The sequence below is a fragment of the Stenotrophomonas sp. 14P6.2.3 genome (assembly GCF_057799055.1).
This window is the reverse complement of record NZ_JBYOLA010000012.1, coordinates 20,760-39,133: the sequence shown is the minus strand read 5'-3', so window position 1 is coordinate 39,133 and position 18,374 is coordinate 20,760. Positions and strand designations below refer to the sequence as shown.

General features: G+C 66.1%; 12 protein-coding genes. 5 read left to right on the top strand and 7 right to left on the bottom strand.

Features of this window, described 5'->3' with window-relative positions:
• The first annotated feature begins 291 nt into the window (after positions 1-291).
• Positions 292-3,636, top strand: a complete 3,345-nt coding sequence (locus tag AC27VL_RS11420) for a GH92 family glycosyl hydrolase (protein ID WP_488766470.1) — start codon at positions 292-294, stop codon at positions 3,634-3,636.
• Positions 3,633-4,388 carry a basic secretory protein-like protein gene (locus AC27VL_RS11415; RefSeq protein ID WP_100553508.1) on the top strand — a complete coding sequence of 252 codons (756 nt, stop codon included), beginning with the start codon at positions 3,633-3,635 and terminating at the stop codon, positions 4,386-4,388. The genes AC27VL_RS11420 and AC27VL_RS11415 overlap by 4 nt, the downstream gene beginning before the upstream one ends.
• Positions 4,389-4,787: 399 nt before the next feature.
• Here AC27VL_RS11415 and AC27VL_RS11410 read toward each other — a convergent pair whose 3' ends face one another.
• The gene (locus AC27VL_RS11410; protein ID WP_025874126.1) at positions 4,788-7,079 is read right to left on the bottom strand and encodes an NADP-dependent malic enzyme; all 2,292 of its coding nucleotides are present in this window, start codon (positions 7,077-7,079) and stop codon (positions 4,788-4,790) included.
• A 229-nt stretch (positions 7,080-7,308) separates the two neighbouring features.
• The gene (locus tag AC27VL_RS11405; protein WP_099820994.1) at positions 7,309-8,664 is read right to left on the bottom strand and encodes a dicarboxylate/amino acid:cation symporter; all 1,356 of its coding nucleotides are present in this window, start codon (positions 8,662-8,664) and stop codon (positions 7,309-7,311) included.
• A 329-nt stretch (positions 8,665-8,993) separates the two neighbouring features.
• Between AC27VL_RS11405 and AC27VL_RS11400 the strand changes: the two genes are divergently transcribed.
• The 3 genes from AC27VL_RS11400 to AC27VL_RS11390 all read left to right on the top strand — a co-directional run bounded on the left by AC27VL_RS11400 (position 8,994) and on the right by AC27VL_RS11390 (position 13,738).
• A complete protein-coding gene (locus AC27VL_RS11400; protein WP_488766467.1) occupies positions 8,994-10,163 on the top strand; it encodes an OprO/OprP family phosphate-selective porin in 1,170 nt (389 codons plus the stop codon).
• A gap of 68 nt (positions 10,164-10,231) precedes the next feature.
• On the top strand, positions 10,232-12,883 hold the full coding sequence (locus tag AC27VL_RS11395) for a hybrid sensor histidine kinase/response regulator (protein ID WP_488766466.1): 2,652 nt from the start codon (positions 10,232-10,234) through the stop codon (positions 12,881-12,883).
• A 186-nt stretch (positions 12,884-13,069) separates the two neighbouring features.
• Positions 13,070-13,738: a hypothetical protein gene (locus AC27VL_RS11390; protein ID WP_488766464.1), complete on the top strand. Its 669-nt coding sequence runs from the start codon at positions 13,070-13,072 to the stop codon at positions 13,736-13,738.
• Between the two features lie 59 nt (positions 13,739-13,797).
• Here the strand turns inward: AC27VL_RS11390 and AC27VL_RS11385 are convergent, their stop codons facing one another.
• Genes AC27VL_RS11385 through AC27VL_RS11365 form a run of 5 tightly spaced genes read right to left on the bottom strand, consistent with a single transcriptional unit; the run spans position 13,798 to position 18,313 of the window.
• The gene (locus tag AC27VL_RS11385; protein WP_180165958.1) at positions 13,798-14,454 is read right to left on the bottom strand and encodes a response regulator; all 657 of its coding nucleotides are present in this window, start codon (positions 14,452-14,454) and stop codon (positions 13,798-13,800) included.
• Complete coding sequence (locus AC27VL_RS11380) at positions 14,423-15,133, bottom strand: hypothetical protein (protein ID WP_488766462.1); 711 nt, start codon at positions 15,131-15,133, stop codon at positions 14,423-14,425. Before AC27VL_RS11380 ends, AC27VL_RS11385 begins: the two co-directional genes overlap by 32 nt.
• A gap of 54 nt (positions 15,134-15,187) precedes the next feature.
• A complete protein-coding gene (locus AC27VL_RS11375; protein WP_100553512.1) occupies positions 15,188-16,243 on the bottom strand; it encodes an ABC transporter substrate-binding protein in 1,056 nt (351 codons plus the stop codon).
• A complete protein-coding gene (locus AC27VL_RS11370) occupies positions 16,240-17,631 on the bottom strand; it encodes a sensor histidine kinase (protein WP_191078567.1) in 1,392 nt (463 codons plus the stop codon). Before AC27VL_RS11370 ends, AC27VL_RS11375 begins: the two co-directional genes overlap by 4 nt.
• Complete coding sequence (locus tag AC27VL_RS11365; RefSeq protein WP_488766459.1) at positions 17,624-18,313, bottom strand: response regulator; 690 nt, start codon at positions 18,311-18,313, stop codon at positions 17,624-17,626. The genes AC27VL_RS11370 and AC27VL_RS11365 overlap by 8 nt, the downstream gene beginning before the upstream one ends.
• Between the last annotated feature and the right edge of the window lie 61 nt (positions 18,314-18,374).

The following is an 18,374-nucleotide window of genomic DNA, read 5'->3' as shown; positions in this document are numbered from 1 at the left end:
GCGGCGGCGCCGAGCTACGGCGGCAGGAAATCCCCAAGCGCACCAGTCAGTTCCGTGCAGAACCGGTCTTCGTGCGAATTTCCCGCATTTGGATCGAACTAAATGGCACTTGTCAGGGCGCTGCCAGCTGTTGCAGCATCGGGTCCGATCCATTCCTGACCCGATCGCATGGCCCGCCCCCCACCGGACCTGCATCGCCTCCCGACTGCCCCGTGGCGGGTGGGGCGATGCTGTCCGTGGTGTTCGCCGATGCGGGTTCTGCCTGCCGCCTGCCCTACCGGGAGACCCTGCATGACCCTGTCCGATCCACGCCGCGCCCTGCTTCCGCTCGCCCTGGCCCTGGCCTGTGCGACCACTGCGACACCGGTGCTGGCGCAAGGGCTGCAGACCTCCTTCGAGCCGGGCGAGCCGGCACCGGCCAGATCCGCTGGCGCGCTGTCCGTTGAAGTCGGCAGCGGCCCCGGCGCGCCGTACGCGGCCAAGCGCAACGTCGGCTACAGCGGCCTGCATGCGTTGCACTACAGCGCCAATGGCGGCCAGGCGCGCCGCGAACTGTTCAAGACCGATCTGCCCATCGACACCGACACCACGCTGTCCTGGCTGGTACTGCCGGAGATCGTCGGCAAGGACACCGTGGCCTCCACCTATGTCTCGCTGGACCTGCTGCTGGACGATGGCAGCCGCGTATCCGCCAGCGGCGCGCGCGACCAGCACGGCGTGGCGCTGGGCGCACAGGCGCAGGGCGACTCGAAGACGCTGTATCCGCAGCAGTGGGCGCGCAAGGCGGTACGCCTTGGTGATGTGCCCGCGTTGAACGGCCGCCGCGTGATCGGCATCGAGCTCGAGGTGGCCAGCGCCGATGGCGCCCCCGTGTCGGGCTGGATCGACGACGTGCGCCTGGACGTGCAGCCACAGCAGGCACCGCAGCGTGTCTCCGACTGGGTGTTGACCACGCGCGGAACCCAGGCCAATGGCACTTTCTCGCGCGGCAACAACTTCCCAGCTACCGCTGTACCGCACGGCTTCAACTTCTGGACGCCGGTGACCGATGCCGGCGCACTGAACTGGCTGTACCGCTGGAACGAGCAGAACGATGCGAAGAACCGGCCGCAGCTGCAGGCGCTCGCCCTGAGCCACCAGCCCAGCCCCTGGATGGGCGACCGCCAGACCTTCCAGGTGATGCCCTCCGCCACGCGCGGTGTGCCTGAAGCTGATCGCAGCAAGCGTGCACTGCCCTTCGACCGCGCACAGGAAAGCGCGCGCCCGTATCGCTACGACGTGCGCTTCGACAACGGCATCGCCGCATCCATCGCCCCCACCGACCATGCCGCGCTGTTCCGCTTCGATTTCCCCACAGGCGGCGACGCCAACCTGCTGTTCGACAACGTCGATGCGCGTGGTGGGCTGACCCTTGATGCCGCCACGCAGACGTTGTCCGGCTACACCGATACCCGTAGCGGCCTGTCCAACGGCGCCACCCGCATGTATGTGGTGGCCAGCTTCGACAAGCCGTGGCGCAGCAGCGGCCAGATCAGTACCGGCCGCCCGACCGGCTACATCAAGTTCGACGCAGGCAGCGAGCAACGGGTGACGATGCGCATCGCCACCTCGCTGATCTCCGTCGAGCAGGCGCGCCACAACCTGGCGCTGGAGATCGCCGCAGCCGATACGCTGGAAAGCGTGGCCGGGCGTGCACAGGATGCGTGGGATGCGCGCCTGGCCCGCTTTGACATCGGCAACGCCAGCGACGACCAGAAGACCACGCTGTACTCCAGCCTGTACCGGCTGTACCTGTATCCCAATTCCGGCCACGAGAATGCGGGCACCGCCGCCGTTCCCGAATGGCGCTATGCCAGCCAAGCCAGCGCCGCCGATGACAACACCGACGGCAGCGCGACGCGCAGCTTCGCACCGGTGCGCGACGGCAAGGTCTTCGTCAACAACGGCTTCTGGGACACGTTCCGCACCACCTGGCCGGCGTATGCGCTGTTCACCCCGGAAGATGCCGGGCAGCTGGTACAGGGTTTCATCGAGCAGTACCGCGCCGGTGGCTGGATCGCGCGCTGGTCCTCGCCCGGCTACGCGGACCTGATGGTCGGCACCAGTTCGGATGTGGCCTTCGCCGATGCGTGGCTGAAGGGTATCGGCGGTTTCGATCCCGAAGAGGCCTATGCCGCAGCGCTGAAGAACGCCACCGTGGTACCGCCGGACCGCCATGTCGGCCGCAAGGGCATGGACCGCTCAACGTTCCGCGGCTATGCCAGCGCCGACGTGCACGAGGGCATGTCGTGGACGATGGAAGGGGCGCTCAATGATTTCGGCATCGCCAACATGGCCGAAGCGCTGGCCAAGCGCGCGACGACATCGTCCGCGCGCGAACGCTACACCACCGAAGCCGACTACTTCCGCTACCGCGCCGCCAGCTACGCGACGATGTTCGATCCGGCCGCCGGCTTCTTCCAGGGCCGCAAGCCCGATGGCAGCTGGCGCCTGCAGGCCAAGGATTACGACCCGCGCGTGTGGGGCCACGACTACACCGAATCCAATGGCTGGACGTTCGCCTTCACCGCCGCGCACGATGGCGAAGGCCTGGCCGCGCTGTACGGTGGCCGCGACAAGCTGGCCGCCAAGCTCGACACCTTCTTCGCCACGCCGGAAACCGCCGACGCCGCGTTCGCCGGCTCCTACGGCGGCACCATCCACGAGATGACCGAAGCGCGCGATGTGCGCATGGGCATGTACGCGCACAGCAACCAGCCGGCACACCACATCCCGTGGATGTACCTGTATGCCGGACAGCCGTGGAAGACCCAGCAGCATGTGCGCGAGATCCTGTCGCGGCTGTACGTCGGCAGCGAGATCGGCCAGGGCTATCCGGGCGACGAGGACAACGGCGAGACCTCAGCGTGGTACGTGCTGGCCTCGCTGGGCCTGTATCCGCTGCGGATGGGCGCGCCGGAGTACGCGATTGGTTCGCCGGCGTTCCAGCATGCGCGCGTCGAACTGCAGGGCGGCGCGGTATTGACCGTCAATGCAGCGCAGAATTCGCGTGAGAACGTGTACGTGCAGTCGCTGAAGATCAACGGCAAGCCGTGGACGAAGACCTGGGTGCCGCACGAGGTGATCGCCAAGGGAGCGACCCTGGACTTCGTGATGGGCCCGCAGCCGTCACGCTGGGGCAGCGGCGTGGATGATGTGCCGCGCTCGCTGACCGCGCGTGGCCAGCGACCGCAATTGCTGCACGATCTTCTGGGTGGCGGCGCACAGGCAACGCTGGCCGACGGTCGCGCCCTGCCCGCGCTGATGGACGACGATGCCACGACGGCAGTGCCGCTGGGTGGTGGCGCGACCATCGCGCTGAGCCACGTGGGCGATGGCGTACCGACGATGTATACGCTGACCAGCGGTGATGCCGCTATCCGCGGCGGCGAATGGACGCTGGAAGCACGTGCCGGCAATGGGCGTTGGGTAACGCTGGACCAGCGCCGCGGAGAAGATTTCACCTCGGCCCGGCAGACCCGCCCGTTCCGTATCGCTTCGCCCTCACGCTACGCCGAGTACCGTCTGCGCCTGGCTGCGCCGGGGCGCCTGCAGCTGGCCGAGATCGAACTGTTGGCGCCCTCCCCCCTACAATGACGTCCATGCGCCTACGTTTCCTCCCCCTCGCTCTTGCCGCCCTTGTATTTCCAAGTCTCAGCCAAGCACAGCCGCAGACCCAGGCCTTCGATGGCCAAGTCAGCCGTGACGGGGTAACGCTGTACTACCAGGACGCCACCGGTGCGCTGGCCGCGCCGGTGCGCAAGCGCATCATCGATACGTTCTACTTCGCCTACCTGCGCGAGCGTGCGGACTTCCGCCCGGCCGCGCCGAACGAAGTGCGCATCGTGATCGATCCGGCGTACAACGGCGTCGCCTTCGTCGGCGACAAGGACAAGGCCAGCACCATCACCATCAATCCGGGCTGGCTGGCCCAGCACCCGGATGACATCGATCTGGTGACCCACGAAGCAATGCACATCGTGCAGGGCTACCCCAGCTACGGCGACAAGCGCGTGCCGGGCTGGCTGGTGGAGGGCATCGCCGACTACGCACGCGATCGCTACGGCATGAACAACGCCGCTGCGGGCTGGGCGTTGCCGGACAAGCTGAGCCAGGGCCAGACGGTGGAAAGTGGCTATCGGGTGACCGGTGCTTTCCTGAAGTGGGCCGAAGCGGCGCACCCGGGACTGGTGCTGGCACTGGACAAGGATCTGCGCGACGGGCGCTATGCACCCGCGCTGTGGCAGAAGCACACCGGCAAGACCCTGCCGGCGCTGTGGACGGAGTACGCCAAGCCGCGCTCCCCGGCCCCTGCGCCGCCGCCCGCACGACGCGCGAAGCGGCGGTAAGTTCAACGTTGCCGGGGCGATGCCCCGGCAGCCTTCAACGCGATTGCACGAAACCGGCGTACAGCGCGAACAACTGCTGGAAATACCGCTTGCTCACTCGACTGCGCATGACACTGCTCCGCCCATGGAAAGTTGGTCGGGCCCAGGGTGGGAAGGCCGGTCCGGTCCCTTCCCACGGCCAGGCCGCGTGGGCGTATTGGGCCGCAGCGAGGTTGCAGGGCGATTACCGGGCGGCTGCAGTTCTCCGGTAGCGCCGGGCCACGCCCGGCGGAATGCGAGAAGCGCCGCGCTGCGCGCTCGCCGGGCATGGCCCGGCGCTACCCGATCCGGTTTCCGCGTTGCGGAAACAGAAACGCGCCCCGAAGGGCGCGTTTCTGCAGATCGCAGCGGAACGAAGGCTTACGCCTTCTTTTCCGCTTCGATCTGCTTGCGGATCTGCGCATCGACGGCGGCAATCGCGGTCATGTTCAGGATCCGGCGCGAGGTCGCGCTGGTGGTCAGGATGTGCACCGGCTTGTTCACGCCCATCAGGATCGGGCCGATCGCCACGCCATCGGTGAACACGCGCACCAGGTTGTAGGCGATGTTGGCCGCTTCCAGGTTCGGCAGCACGAACAGGTTGGCACGGCCCTGCAGGGTCGAGCCCGGCAGCAGCTTCTGGCGCAGGGCTTCATCCCATGCGGTATCACCCTGCATTTCGCCGTCTACGTTCAGACGCGGGTTGCGCTTGAGCAGCAGCTCGCGCACCTGGCGCATCTTCAGCGCATCCTTCGAATCGTGGCTGCCGAAGTTGGAGTGCGACAGCAGTGCCACCTTCGGCTCGACGCCGAACAGCTTCATGCGGTACGCCGCCTGCAGGGTCGCTTCGCACAGCTGCTCTGCGGTCGGGTCTTCCTGCACGTGGGTGTCGACGAAGAAGAACACGCCCTGCTGGTTGATCACGCCGGTCATCGCCGAGGTCGAGGTGACCTTCGATTCCAGCGGCAGCACGCTGCGCACGTAACCCAGCTTCTTGTGGAAGCGGCCGACGATGCCGGTCAGCATCGCATCGGCTTCGCCACGGGCCACCATCACGGCGGCGATCAGGGTCGGCCGCGAACGCATCAGGTTCTTGGCGGCGGCCACGGTGACGCCACGACGGCCGGTCAGGCCGTGGTAGTACTGCCAGTATTCGTTGAAGCGCGGGTCGTCATTGATGTTGGTGACTTCAATGTTCTCGCCGATCTTCAGGCGCAGGCCGAGGCGTTCGATGCGCGATTCGATCACTTCCGGGCGACCGATCAGGATCGGATGTGCCAGGCCGTCATCGACCACGTTCTGCACCGCCTGCAGCACCACTTCCTCTTCGCCTTCGGCATACACCACGCGCTGCTTGTCGCTGCGCGCGCGGTCGTAGACCGGCTTCATCATCAGGCTGGTGCGGTAGACGAACTGCGACAGCTTCTGCCGGTAGGCTTCCATGTCGGCGATCGGACGTGCCGCCACGCCCGAATCCATCGCGGCCTGGGCCACGGCAGCCGAGAGCTCCACCAGCAGGCGGCGGTCGAACGGACGCGGAATCAGGTACTCGCGGCCGAAGCTCGGGGTCTCGCCGCCATAGGCCGAGCCCATGTCGGTGGCGGCGCGACGGGCCAGCGCGGCGATAGCACGCACGCAGGCGATCTTCATTTCCTCGTTGATCGCGGTCGCGCCGACGTCCAGCGCACCGCGGAACAGGTACGGGAAGCACAGCACGTTGTTGACCTGGTTCGGGTAGTCCGAACGGCCGGTACCGATGATCGCGTCCGGACGCGCAGCGCGCACCAGTTCCGGCATGATTTCCGGGGTCGGGTTGGCCAGCGCGAAGATCACCGGGTCCGGCGCCATCGTCTTGACCATCTCGGCGGTCAGGATGCCCGGCGCCGACAGGCCCAGGAAGATGTCCGCGCCGTCGACGATCTCGGCCAGGGTGCGCTTGTCGGTGTCGCGCGCATAGCGCAGCTTTTCCGGGTCCAGATCGGTACGGCCGGTGTGGATCACGCCCTCGCGGTCGAAGGCCAGGATGTTCTCCGGCTTCAGGCCCAGCTGCACCAGCATGTTCACGCAGGAAATGCCGGCCGCGCCCATGCCCGTGGTCGCCAGCTTCACTTCTTCGATCTTCTTGCCGGTGATCGCCATGGCGTTCAGCACCGCGGCGCCGACGATGATCGCCGTGCCGTGCTGGTCGTCATGGAACACCGGGATCTTCATGCGCTCGCGCAGCTTGCGCTCGACGATGAAGCACTCCGGTGCCTTGATGTCTTCCAGGTTGATGCCGCCGAAGGTCGGCTCCAGCGAGGCGATGATGTCGACCAGCTTGTCCGGGTCGTTCTCGTCCACTTCGATGTCGAACACATCGATGCCGGCGAACTTCTGGAACAGCACGCCCTTGCCTTCCATCACCGGCTTGCCGGCCAGTGCGCCGATGTTGCCCAGGCCCAGCACCGCAGTGCCGTTGGAGATCACCGCCACCAGGTTGCCGCGGGCAGTCAGCTCGCTGGCCTGCTGCGGATCGGCCTTGATCGCTTCACAGGCGTACGCCACGCCCGGCGAATACGCCAGCGACAGGTCGCGCTGGGTCAGCATGGGCTTGGTAGCGGAAACCTTGATCTTGCCGGGCGGAGACATCCGGTGGTAATCGAGGGCGGCCTGTTTGAAATCTTCGTTGGACATCGATGTGGGTTACATGAATGGGCAGAAGGGACAGGGGATCATACCCCCGTTGGAGCGGTCGGACCTGTCGCTATGCTGTCGCAGTGATGCTGCGACCGCACAATTCCATGGCGTATGCGACGTTATCAGAGCACAGCTTCGGCGCTGGCGATGACAGCCGTGGGACGCCTTGAAACGCTGCGGGGCCGTGCCACTGTCGTGACCGGCCCCGCAGTACCACACACCCGGATCAGCCCTTGGCGGGCAGCGCCTCGGTCATTGCCAGCGGCACGGCATCGACCGGCGGCGGCAGTTCGCTTTCGCGACCATCCAGCGCCAGCTTCAGGCGGTCGCGGTCCAGCGCACCTTCCCAGCGCGAGACCACCACCGTGGCCACCGCGTTGCCGATGAAGTTGGTCAGCGAACGGCATTCGCTCATGAAGCGATCCACGCCCAGGATCAGCGCCATGCCGGCCACCGGCACTTCCGGCACCACCGCCAGGGTGGCGGCCAGGGTGATGAAGCCGGCACCGGTGACGCCGGCCGCGCCCTTGGAGCTGAGCATCGCCACCAGCAGCAGCGCGATCTGGTGGCCCAGGGTCAGTTCGGTGTTGGTGGCCTGGGCGATGAACAGCGCGGCCAGGGTCATGTAGATGTTGGTGCCGTCCAGGTTGAACGAGTAGCCGGTGGGAACCACCAGGCCGACCACCGACTTGCTGCAGCCGGCACGTTCCATCTTCTCCATCAGCGACGGCAGCGCCGACTCCGACGACGAGGTGCCCAGCACCAGCAGCAGCTCGGCCTTCAGGTATCGGGCCAGCTTGAACACCGAGAAGCCGCACAGGCGGCAGACCACGCCCAGGATCACCGCCACGAACAGGAAGGCGGTGAGGTAGAACGAGCCGACCAGCCAGGCCAGGTTGACCAGCGAGCCGACGCCGTACTTGCCGATGGTGAAGGCGATGGCACCGAATGCACCGATCGGCGCGGCCTTCATCAGGATGTGCACCAGCTTGAACACCGGGGCGACCAGCGCTTCCAGGAAGTTCTGGATCGGCTTGCCCTTCTCGCCCACCGAGGCCAGCGCGATGCCGAACAGCACCGCCACGAACAGCACCTGCAGGATGTTGCCGTCAACGAAGGCACTGAGCAGCGTCTTCGGGATGATGTCCATCAGGAAGCCGACCAGGGTCAGGTCGTGCGACTTCTCGACGTAGCTGTGCACCGCGGTCTGGTCCAGCTCGGCCGGGTTGATGTTCATGCCGGCGCCGGGCTGCACGACGTGCGCCACGATCATGCCGACGATCAGCGCCAGCGTGGAGAAGAACAGGAAGTACGCCATCGCCTTGGCGAACACCCGGCCCACCGTGCGCAGATGGGTCATGCCGGCGATGCCGGTGACGATGGTCAGGAAGATGACCGGCGCGATGATCATCTTCACCAGGTTGATGAAGGCATCGCCGAGCGGCTTCATCTTCTCGCCGATCAGCGGCTCGTAGTGGCCGAGGACAGCGCCCAGGACGATCGCCACGATCACCTGGAAGTACAGCTGGCGGTAGAGCGGCAACGGCTTGCTGGGCACCGGCGCAGCGGTCGGGATGTGCATGGCGGACTCCGGAAGGGGCGTTTTCAGGCACGTACGGCCCCGGAAATGCACGGGAACCGTTACCGTGGAAACTGATCGCATGCCCCTCGATTGCAGGCACAGGGGTGCGACCAATGGACGCCTTTGTACGCGCCACGCACCGCCACGCAGATAACCTATTGGTACTAGCCCCCCGGTTCAGGTGGCTGCGCTGCCTACACTGGCGCCGCACCGCTGATCGCGGGGATGCCGGTGGCCCGACCTGAACGGCCGGGCGCGTCATTGCGAAAGTTCCGGCCATTGCGGCCGTTGTTGTCCTGTCCACACGCATCTGAGAGAGCCGCACCATCATGCGCCCGATTCCCACCTTGCTCGCCCTTTCCCTGGCGGCGCTTCCCGCCTTCGCTTCGGCTGCCGATTTCGACAACTGGCCGACCAAGTACACCTTCGGCGACGGCACCGAACTGGCCGCTACCGCCAACATCGCCTACGACTACAACGACTTCTCGTCCGCCAGCGGCATCGAAGATGACGACGCGGTGCGCCGCAAGGAATTCGGCGCGACCCTGAAAAAGAAGGGCGTGTACGACGCGATGGTCTACTACGACTTCCAGGCCGATACCTGGCTGGACGTGTTCGTGCGCTTCGAGAGCAAGGCGTTCTTCGGCCGCGATGTCGGCCGCTTCCGCTTCGGCTACATGAAGACCCCGGTCGGCCTGGACGCCAACACCTCTTCGCGCGCCGGCAGCTTCCTGGAGACCGCGCTGCCCGTGCAGGCGTTCTACGCAGGCCGCCGCACCGGCGTGGAATGGGTGCTGGAGCGTCCGCAGTACCTGCTGCAGGCCGGCGCCTATGGCGGCAAGGACCTGCAGGGCGACAACCCCGGCACCACCCAGGCGGTGCGTGCGGTGTGGACGCCGGTAAAGGCACCGGGCGATGTGATCCACCTGGGCCTGGCCTATTCGCAGGAAAACCCGCGCGGTTACCACGATGGCCGCGACGTGCATCATGAAGCCAGCGCGCGCCTGCGCGCCCGTCCGGAAGCCGGCCTGACCGACATCCGCCTGGTCGATTCGGGCGCGCTGGTCACCGCCGACCAGATCCGTCGCACCGGCCTGGAAGGTATCTGGATCCGCGGTCCGTTCTCGCTGCAGGCCGAAGCGCTGCAGGCGACGGTCACCCGCAATGATGGCAAGCCCGACTACACCGGCCACGGTCAGTACGCGATGGCCAGCTGGGTGCTGACCGGCGAATCGCGCCCGTACAACGCCGGCGCCGTTGCCAACATCAAGCCGGCGCACGACTACGGCGCGGTGGAACTGGTGGCCCGCTACAGCCGCCTGGACCTGGACGACGGCAGCATCCTCGGCGGCCGCCAGCACGACCTGACCCTGGGCGCGAACTGGTACCTGACCAGCCACTTCAAGTTCCAGGCCAACTACGTGAAGGTCGACGCCAGCCGTCGCGGTATGCACAGCACCCCGGAGATCTTCGAACTTCGCGCGCAGATGCACTTCTGATCCCTTCCACGTGTCAGATCCCGGCGGGCGTGTACACCGCGCCCGCCGGCCCTGCGTAGACTGCCGCCATGTATTGGCTCAGCCGCCACCGCCTGCAGTTGCTGACCATTCTGGTGATGGTGGCCGGCACCGTGCTGTGCGCGGTCGCCGCCGGCCACTACGCCTGGCGTCGCGCCCTGGGCACGGAAAGCGCACAGGTGCAGCGCCAGCTGCAGCTGTATGGCCAGGGACTGCAACAGCGCATCGACCGGTTCGGCACCCTGCCGCAGGTGATGGCGCTGGATCCGGACCTGCAGCACGCACTGCGGGTACCGCCCTCGCCCGCCGAGCGGCAACGCCTGAACCTGAAACTGCAGCGCGCCAACCAGGTTACCCGCACCTCGACGCTGACCCTGGTCGGCCGCGATGGCGTGGCCGTGGCTGCCAGCAACTGGGACCAGCCGACCAGCAACGTCGGCGAGGATTACAGCTACCGCCCCTACTACCAGCAAGCACTGGCTCATGGCCGTGGCCGTTTCTACGGCATCGGCATGACCACCGGCGTGCCCGGCTATTTCATGTCCGAGGCCATCCTGGACGCCGACAGCCAGCGCATCGGCGTGATCGTGATCAAGATCGAGCTGTCCGCGCTGGAACAGGAATGGTTGAACAGCCCGGACGTGGTGCTGACCAGCGACAACCACGACGTGGTGTTCCTGGCCAACCGCGATGCCTGGCGCTACCGCCTGCTGCGCCCGCTCGGCGCGGAGGAACGCAACGAGATGCGCGCGGCACGGCAGTATGCCGATCGCTCGCTGCAACCGCTGCGCGTACGCACCGAAGATGTGCTGGCCGATGGCGGCCGCATGGTCCGCCTGCTCGACCCGCCACTGCCGCAGGCAATGCTGTGGCAGACCCTGGCGCTGCCCGACGAAGACTGGAGCCTGCATCTGCTGCATGACGCGAGCGCCGCCACCAGCGCTGGCCGGGGCGCGGCCGTGGCTGGCGCCGCCGCATGGCTGGCGCTGGGATTCCTGGTGTTGTTCGTGCAGCAACGGCGCCGCCTGTCCAAGCATCGCCAGCGCAGCCGACGCGAACTGGAAACCCTGCTCAAACAGCACGCGCAGGAGCTGCGCACCGCCCAGGATGGCCTGCTGGAAGCCGCCACCGACGCCGACGTCGGCTTGAGCCGCAGCCTCGAACATCTGCCACAGGGCGTGGTGGTGATCGACAAGGAGCAGCGTCTGGTGGCGTGGAATTCTCGCTATCTGGAGCTGTTCCGTTTCCCGGCGGGGCTGGTGCGGGTGGGCCGCCCGATCGAAGAACTGTTCCGTTTCAATGCACGTCGTGGCCTGTTGGGCCCCGGTCCGATCGACGAGGCCATCGAACGGCGCCTGACCCACCTGCGCAGCGGTCGCCCGCATATGCGCGAGAGCGAGAAGGACGACGGCACGGTGCTGGAGATCCGCGGCAACCCGCTGCCCGATGGTGGATTCGTCACCAGCTATGCCGACATCACCAGCTACAAGAACGCCGCACGCGAACTGCGCTCGCTGGCCGATGCGCTGGAACACCGCGTGGCCGAACGCACCCAGGATCTGGACGAAGCACGCCGCGAAGCCGAACAGGCCAACCGCTACAAGACCCGCTTCGTGGCCTCGGCGGTGCACGACCTGCTGCAGCCGCTGAATGCCGCGCGCATGTTCGTGTCGGTGCTGCGCGGAAAGCTGAGTGACCCCGCGCAGCAGCAGACCAGTGACCATATCGACGCCGCACTGGCAGCGCAGGATGCGATCCTCAACAGTCTGCTGGATATCTCGCGGCTGGAATCGGGATCGTTGCAGGTCCGCGTGCGCGCTTTTGCGCTTTCGCCTTTACTGGAAACCCTGGCGCGCGAGTTTGGCATCGCCGCACAGAGCCGTGGCCTGCAGCTTGACTGGGTTGACACTCACGCGGTTGTGGTCAGCGACGAAGCGCTGCTGCGGCGCATCCTGCAGAACTTCCTGTCCAATGCGCTGCGCTACACGCCACGTGGACGCGTGCTGATCGGCTGCCGACGCGCAGGTGACCAGTTGCGCATCGAGGTGCATGACCAGGGCCCGGGCATTCCGGAAAGCCTGCAGGGCGAGATCTTCGAGGAATTCCGCCGCTTGAATGATGGCGTGGAGCAGGAACGTGGCGCCGGCCTGGGCCTGGCCATCGTCGAGCGCATCGGCCGCCTGCTCGGCCACCGCATCAGCCTGCGTTCCACGCTGGGCAAGGGCAGCGTATTCGCCGTCAGCGTGGCACTCGGACGCGCCGACGAGGTGATTGCACCGCCGGCGGCGCCGGTCATCGCGACCGAGCCGTCTGATGACAGCCCACTGCGCCAATGTCGGGTATGGAGCATCGATGATGACCCGCATGTCTGTGCGGCGACCCGTGCCCTGCTGGAACGCTGGGGCTGCAATGTGGAACTTGCCGACGGCCCGCAGGGCGCGGTGGAAATCGCCAGCGCGTTGAACGTGCCGCAGCTGTTGCTGCTGGACGTGCGCATGGGGCAGTGGCACGGACCAGACCTGTATGAAGCGCTGTGCACGCTGTGGCAGGCGCGGCCGCCAGTGATCCTGGTGACTGCCGAGCGCGATGATGCGCTGAAGGCGCATGCTGCCGAGAACGGTTGGGGCTTCCTGCTCAAGCCGGTGCGGCCACCGGCGCTGCGTGCATTGATGACGCAGTTGCTGTTGCGGCATCGCGGGTAAAGCTGTCGCACAACGCGCGGACCATCGGCCGCTCTTTGAGAGAAGGCTGAAAAGTGACCCACCCATGGATAGAGGATGGGCATGGTCTGAACAGCAGACGAGCAATTGCCCTACTTACCACCGTTGCTGAAGATCAGAAAATTGCATGACCGGGCCAATCGGCCAGCCAGACCAGAGGCATTGATCGTGCCCGTTTCTCCCGTACCTCCTGCATTTACAAGATATTTCAGCCCGATCGTGGCGACGCTCCTCGGCCTTTGCTGCAGCGGATGCATCGATGGCAAATCACCGAAAGCAGACGGGAATCAACAGGGAACTACAGAAGAAGGCAGCATCGGCCAGCGTCATCCAGACACGCCCGACTCAGCCAACCCGCGTGGCCGCACATTGTCGAATCAGGGCATTTCGGCGTCGAGCGGGAATCGTACGGAACGCACATCCGAGTACCTTCAGGTCGAGTCTGGATTCATGGCAAACACGGGCATCTCAAGCCAGACGGCTGAAGACCTTCTGCGGTCGAGTCGTAGTACCCATGATGCAATCGACCGCATGACCATCGACGCAGCATCCAGCCCTGATGCGCAGGACCTGGCCAGGCACTATCGATCGTCTCTCATCCGCGCAATGGATCAGAACACCGTTCTTGAGCGCCTTGCGTGCGGCCTGAGCATATGCATTGGCATCGCTCGAGCCCGAAGCAATGCCGATCACCAGGCATGGGGCCAGAGGCTGGCGTCAGACCAATCGTCTCCCACATACAGCTACGCGGAAGTAGCTGAGGGTATCGGTGCGGGATACGAAAACAGATTCATTTTCTCTATCGATCCGGAACTGAACTCGATCAGCGGAAACTGATCGAGGAAGCGGAACAGAATCAACACCGACTCAGTACTTGATTCGATGTCCTGCCGCGATCAGCCATCCAACCCGGCGCGCGCGTCGCCTTCCGGTTCCAATGCCTTTACCAGCACCGCCGCCTGCGTGCGGCTGTGGCATTCGAGCTTCTTCAGGATCGCGGTCACGTGCACCTTCACCGTGTTCTCAGCCAACCCCAGCTCATAGGCGATCTGCTTGTTGAGCAGCCCATCGGCCAGGCACAGCAGCACCCGGAACTGCTGCGGCGTGAGCTGCGCCAGGCGGCTGGCCAGCAGCGCGTCGGCCTCGGAGCGCTCGGCCGCCATCGCCGGGAACCACAGGCCCCCATCGAGTACCGCCGCCACTGCTTCACCGATGGTTTCAGCAGGCGCGGACTTGGGAATGAAACCGGCTGCGCCGAACTGCTGGGCGCGGCGGATCACCCGCGGATGATCGTTGGAGGACAGGATCACCACCGGAATGTCCGGGTGCGAACCGCGCACGTGCAGCAGCGCGGAGAACCCATGTGCACCGGGCATGGTCAGGTCCAGCAGTACCAGATCCACATCGGGCTGTGCATCCAGCGCCGCAGCCAGTGCTTCGGCGCTGGCGACCTCGCGCACCTGCGCCAGCGGCAGGCTCTGCCGCAATGACTGCACCACCGCCGAACGCAGCAGCGGATGGTCATCGGCGATCAGGATGGTGTATTCGCTCATGGGGCAAGTTTGGCACGTCACCAAAGGGAATACCTTCTTCAGTTGCATCGCCGGCCAGTCGATGGCCCGGGAAGGGCTGCCGCGACCGCAGTGCAGACTCTCTGTGATTCAGAAAATGCGGCGCCAACCAGATCGTCAGATACACGACACCAAACAGCAGGATTGTTCCAACCTTGCCATACGTACTGCGCATCACTTCGTACAGATCCTCACGCAGGGTGGAAGGAACGCTGCCAATGCGCTGAAGATCCAACAATCGCTGCGCCGACCGTACGTCAATCCGCATCCGAGGGTAGTCACCTCTCTCCAGAACGTCTTTTCGATGTACCACAGCCGATCCCCGCTGGACCTCGGAGTACTTCAGGTCCGCAGCCCTGCACGCAAATTCCACGAGCGCGGCATTCCGTGGAGCCAGGCATTCATCGATCAGGTCCAGCAACTCCGCATATTGAATCGCGTCATCGTCCTGGCCAGCCGCTTTGGCTCGATAGTCACTTCGCTCCAATTGATACGAACTCAGATGATTGATCAGCAGAACGTACAAGCCGACCATAATCACCGAGGAACCGATAACCAGGAGTACTCGCCTCACCGCTGTTGTACGGGCCCAGTGCATGCTGCGCATGACACCTGAGCCAATCATTTCAACGTCTTCGAAGTTGTCCTTCAGCCTTCCCAATGGTCATTCCTCGCACGACAGGAAACATGATATCGGCGGGAATGGCACCTGGGTTTAGCGCCCCGCCGGCTCCACGCTGCTGCGCCAGGCATCCAGGAACTGGCGGCGCTTGAGCACATCCAGGTAGACCAGCAGGCCGGGGCCGAGCTGGATCGGGCGGCGGCTGCGCCCGGGCGCATCGTCGCCGCGCGCATCGCCGCGCACGATCGGCATCAGCCGGGCCTGGCGCGCGAGCACCTGCTGGCCGCGTGGCGACAGCAGGTAGTCGAGAAAGCGTCGCGCTTCCTGCGGGTGCGCTCCAGTGCGCGGAATCACCGCGGTGCGCAGTACCACCAGCGTGTAGTCCTCCGGCTCGACGATGGCCAGCGGTGCGCCCGCGTCGATACGCGCCTGCGCATACGAGCCCAGCACGTTGTAGACCAGCGACAACTGGCCGCTGGCCACCTGGTCCAGCAGCACGCCGGTGCGCTCCTCGCGTACCACCGCGTTGTCCCCCAGCGCACCGAGCAGGGCGCCGGCGATGCTGCCGCGCTGGGCATCCTGGGTCGCCAGCAGGTAACCCACGCTGCTGCGTTCGATATCGTAGGTACCGACCTTGCCGCGCAACGGCGCCCCTTCCGCACGCAGCAGGTCCAGCAGTTGTCGACGCGTGTGCGGCACTTTCGCGGCCGGCAGCCTGCGCGTGTTGTAGACCATCACCACCGGCTCGTAACTGATGCCGAACGCCTCGCCACGCCACTGAGCCCACGCAGGCAGCGCCTGGGTCTGCACCGAGCGGTGCGGCAACGCATGACCGTCGTTGACCAGCTTGGTCTGCAGGTCCATGCCGCTGGAGATCAGCAGATCCGGCGACGCAGGTCCGGTGCGGTCATGCAGGTAACGCGCGTACAGGTCCTGGGTGATGATGTCTTCGTACACCACCTCGCTGCCCGGATGCAGCCGCTGGTAGTCGGCAATGACCTCGGCGAAGACTTCGATATCGGTGGTGCCGTGGATGCGCAGCTGTGCAGTGGCGGTGCCCTGTGCGGGAAAGCGGCGTACATCGCCGGGCGCAGCGAGGGCCGGCACGGCCAGCAGCAGGGCAACAGTGGCGGCAAACAGGCGGATCATGTGCTGCTCCGGGGCAGGCGGATGGTGGCGACCAGGCCGCCCTGCGGTCGATTGCTGAGATCGATCTGGCCACCGTGGCTGTCGACCACCCGCTTGACGATGGCCAGGCCGAGGCCGGCACCGCCGGAGGGCGCGCCCTCGCCCCGTGCGAAACGCTCGAACACGCGTTCGGCATCCGCAGCGGCGATGCCCGTACCGTGGTCGGCGATGGTCAGCACGGCCTGCGCGCCCTCAGCGGTCAGCGCGATCTGCAACGGACCATCGCCGCCGTACTTCAGCGCGTTGTCGACCAGATTCTTGATGGCCTCGCGCAGCAACAGCGCGTCACCGTGCACCTGCACCGGCTCGGCCGTCATCGCCAGCTGCACGCGCGGGGCGGGCCCGGCCTGCGGCAGTGCTTCGTGCAGCGCCTGGTGCACGGTCTCGGCCAGGTCCACGGTGGCGAAGCGCTGCAGATGTGATCGATGGATCACGCTGGCATCGCTGAGCAGCTGGTTGAGCAGGCGGCTCATGTGGGTGGCGTTGCGCTCGATCGCCAGCAGGCTGCGCCGCATGTCCTGCGGGTCGTCGTCATCCAGCGCCAGCTGCGCCTGCGCGCGCAGCGCGGCCAACGGCGTGCGCATCTGGTGCGCTGCCTCGGCCATGAACGCACGCAGGGTTTCATTGCTGCTGGACAGGCGCTCCATGAAGCGGTTCAACGCTGCCACCATCTGGTCCATCTCGCGTGGTACGCGCGCGTCCAGCGGTTTCAGGTCGGACGGCTCGCGGCGTGACAGTTCGCGCTCGACCCGGACCAGTGGCCGGAACGCGCGGTGCACGCCGAAGGCCACCAGTGCCAGCAGCAACCCCGACAACACGCCGATCGCCAGCAGCGCGCGGTTGACCAGCTCCTGCGCCACCGCTTCGCGCGCACGCCGGGTCTGCCCCACCTGCACCTGCACCTCGCCCTGCGCGGAGGCGGCGGCAAAGCTGCGCCCGACCACTACGAAACGCACGGTCTCGCCGCTGTAGGCAGCATCGAACAACTGCGGTTGCGTACCCGGCCGACGCGGCGACGCTGGCAGGTCGCCGTAGCCGGTGATCAGGTTGCCACGGCTGTCGGTGACCCGGTAGAACACGCGGTCTTCCGGCGCCATCGCCAGCAGGTCCAGCGCCGCATACGGAAGGTCCACCTGCCACTGGCCGTCCACCAATGCAACCGAATCGGCGATCGACAGGGCCGAGGACACCAGCAGATGGTCGTAGGAGCGGTTGGCGGCGCGTTGGCCGTAATCGCGTGCAGCAAACAACAGCGCTACCGCGAACACCGCCAGCAACGCACCGAGGTACAGCAGCAGCGTGCGCCGCAGCGACCCCGGCGCGGCAGGCGCAGCGCGCGCGTCAGCCATCGACGTCGGTGCTGTCATCGCTGGCTTCCAGCAGGTAGCCGACACCGCGCACCGTGGTGATCCGCAGCGGCGCGCTTGCCAGCTTCCTGCGCAGGCGACCGATATACAGCTCGATGGCGTTCGGCCCCGCTTCGTCATCGAAGCCGAACAGGCCGTTGCCGATCTCGTCCTTGCCCACGACCTGGCCCATGCGCCCGACCAGGATCTCCAAGAGGCGATATTCGCGGTTGGGCAGCTCGATCGGCTCGCCATCCAGGGTCACCCGGTGCGCAGCGTTGTCGAACTGGAAGCCGCCGATCTGCACCACTTCGCTGGCCTGTCCGCGCGCACGTCGCAGCAGCACACGGCAGCGCGCCTCGAACTCGCGGAAGTCGAAAGGTTTGCCCAGGTAGTCGTCAGCGCCGACATCGAGTGCCTGCACGCGATCTTCGATGCCATCGCGTGCGGTCAGCATCAGCACCGGCGTGCTGTCGCCGCGCTCCCGCATGCCGGCCAGCACCCGCAGCCCATCCAGCTTGGGCAGGCCGATGTCCAGCACCACCAGATCGAAACTCTGGTAACGCAGCACGCTGGCGGCGGCCAGGCCGTCGGCCTGCCAGTCCACCGCGTGACCACTGCGGCGCATGCGACGGATGATCGCATCGGCCAGGTCCGGGTTGTCTTCGACCAGCAGCAGGCGCATGGGCGGGGGCGTGAGGGGGGAAGCGAATGCTACCGCATGGCGCAGGGTCCGCCCGCCGGTC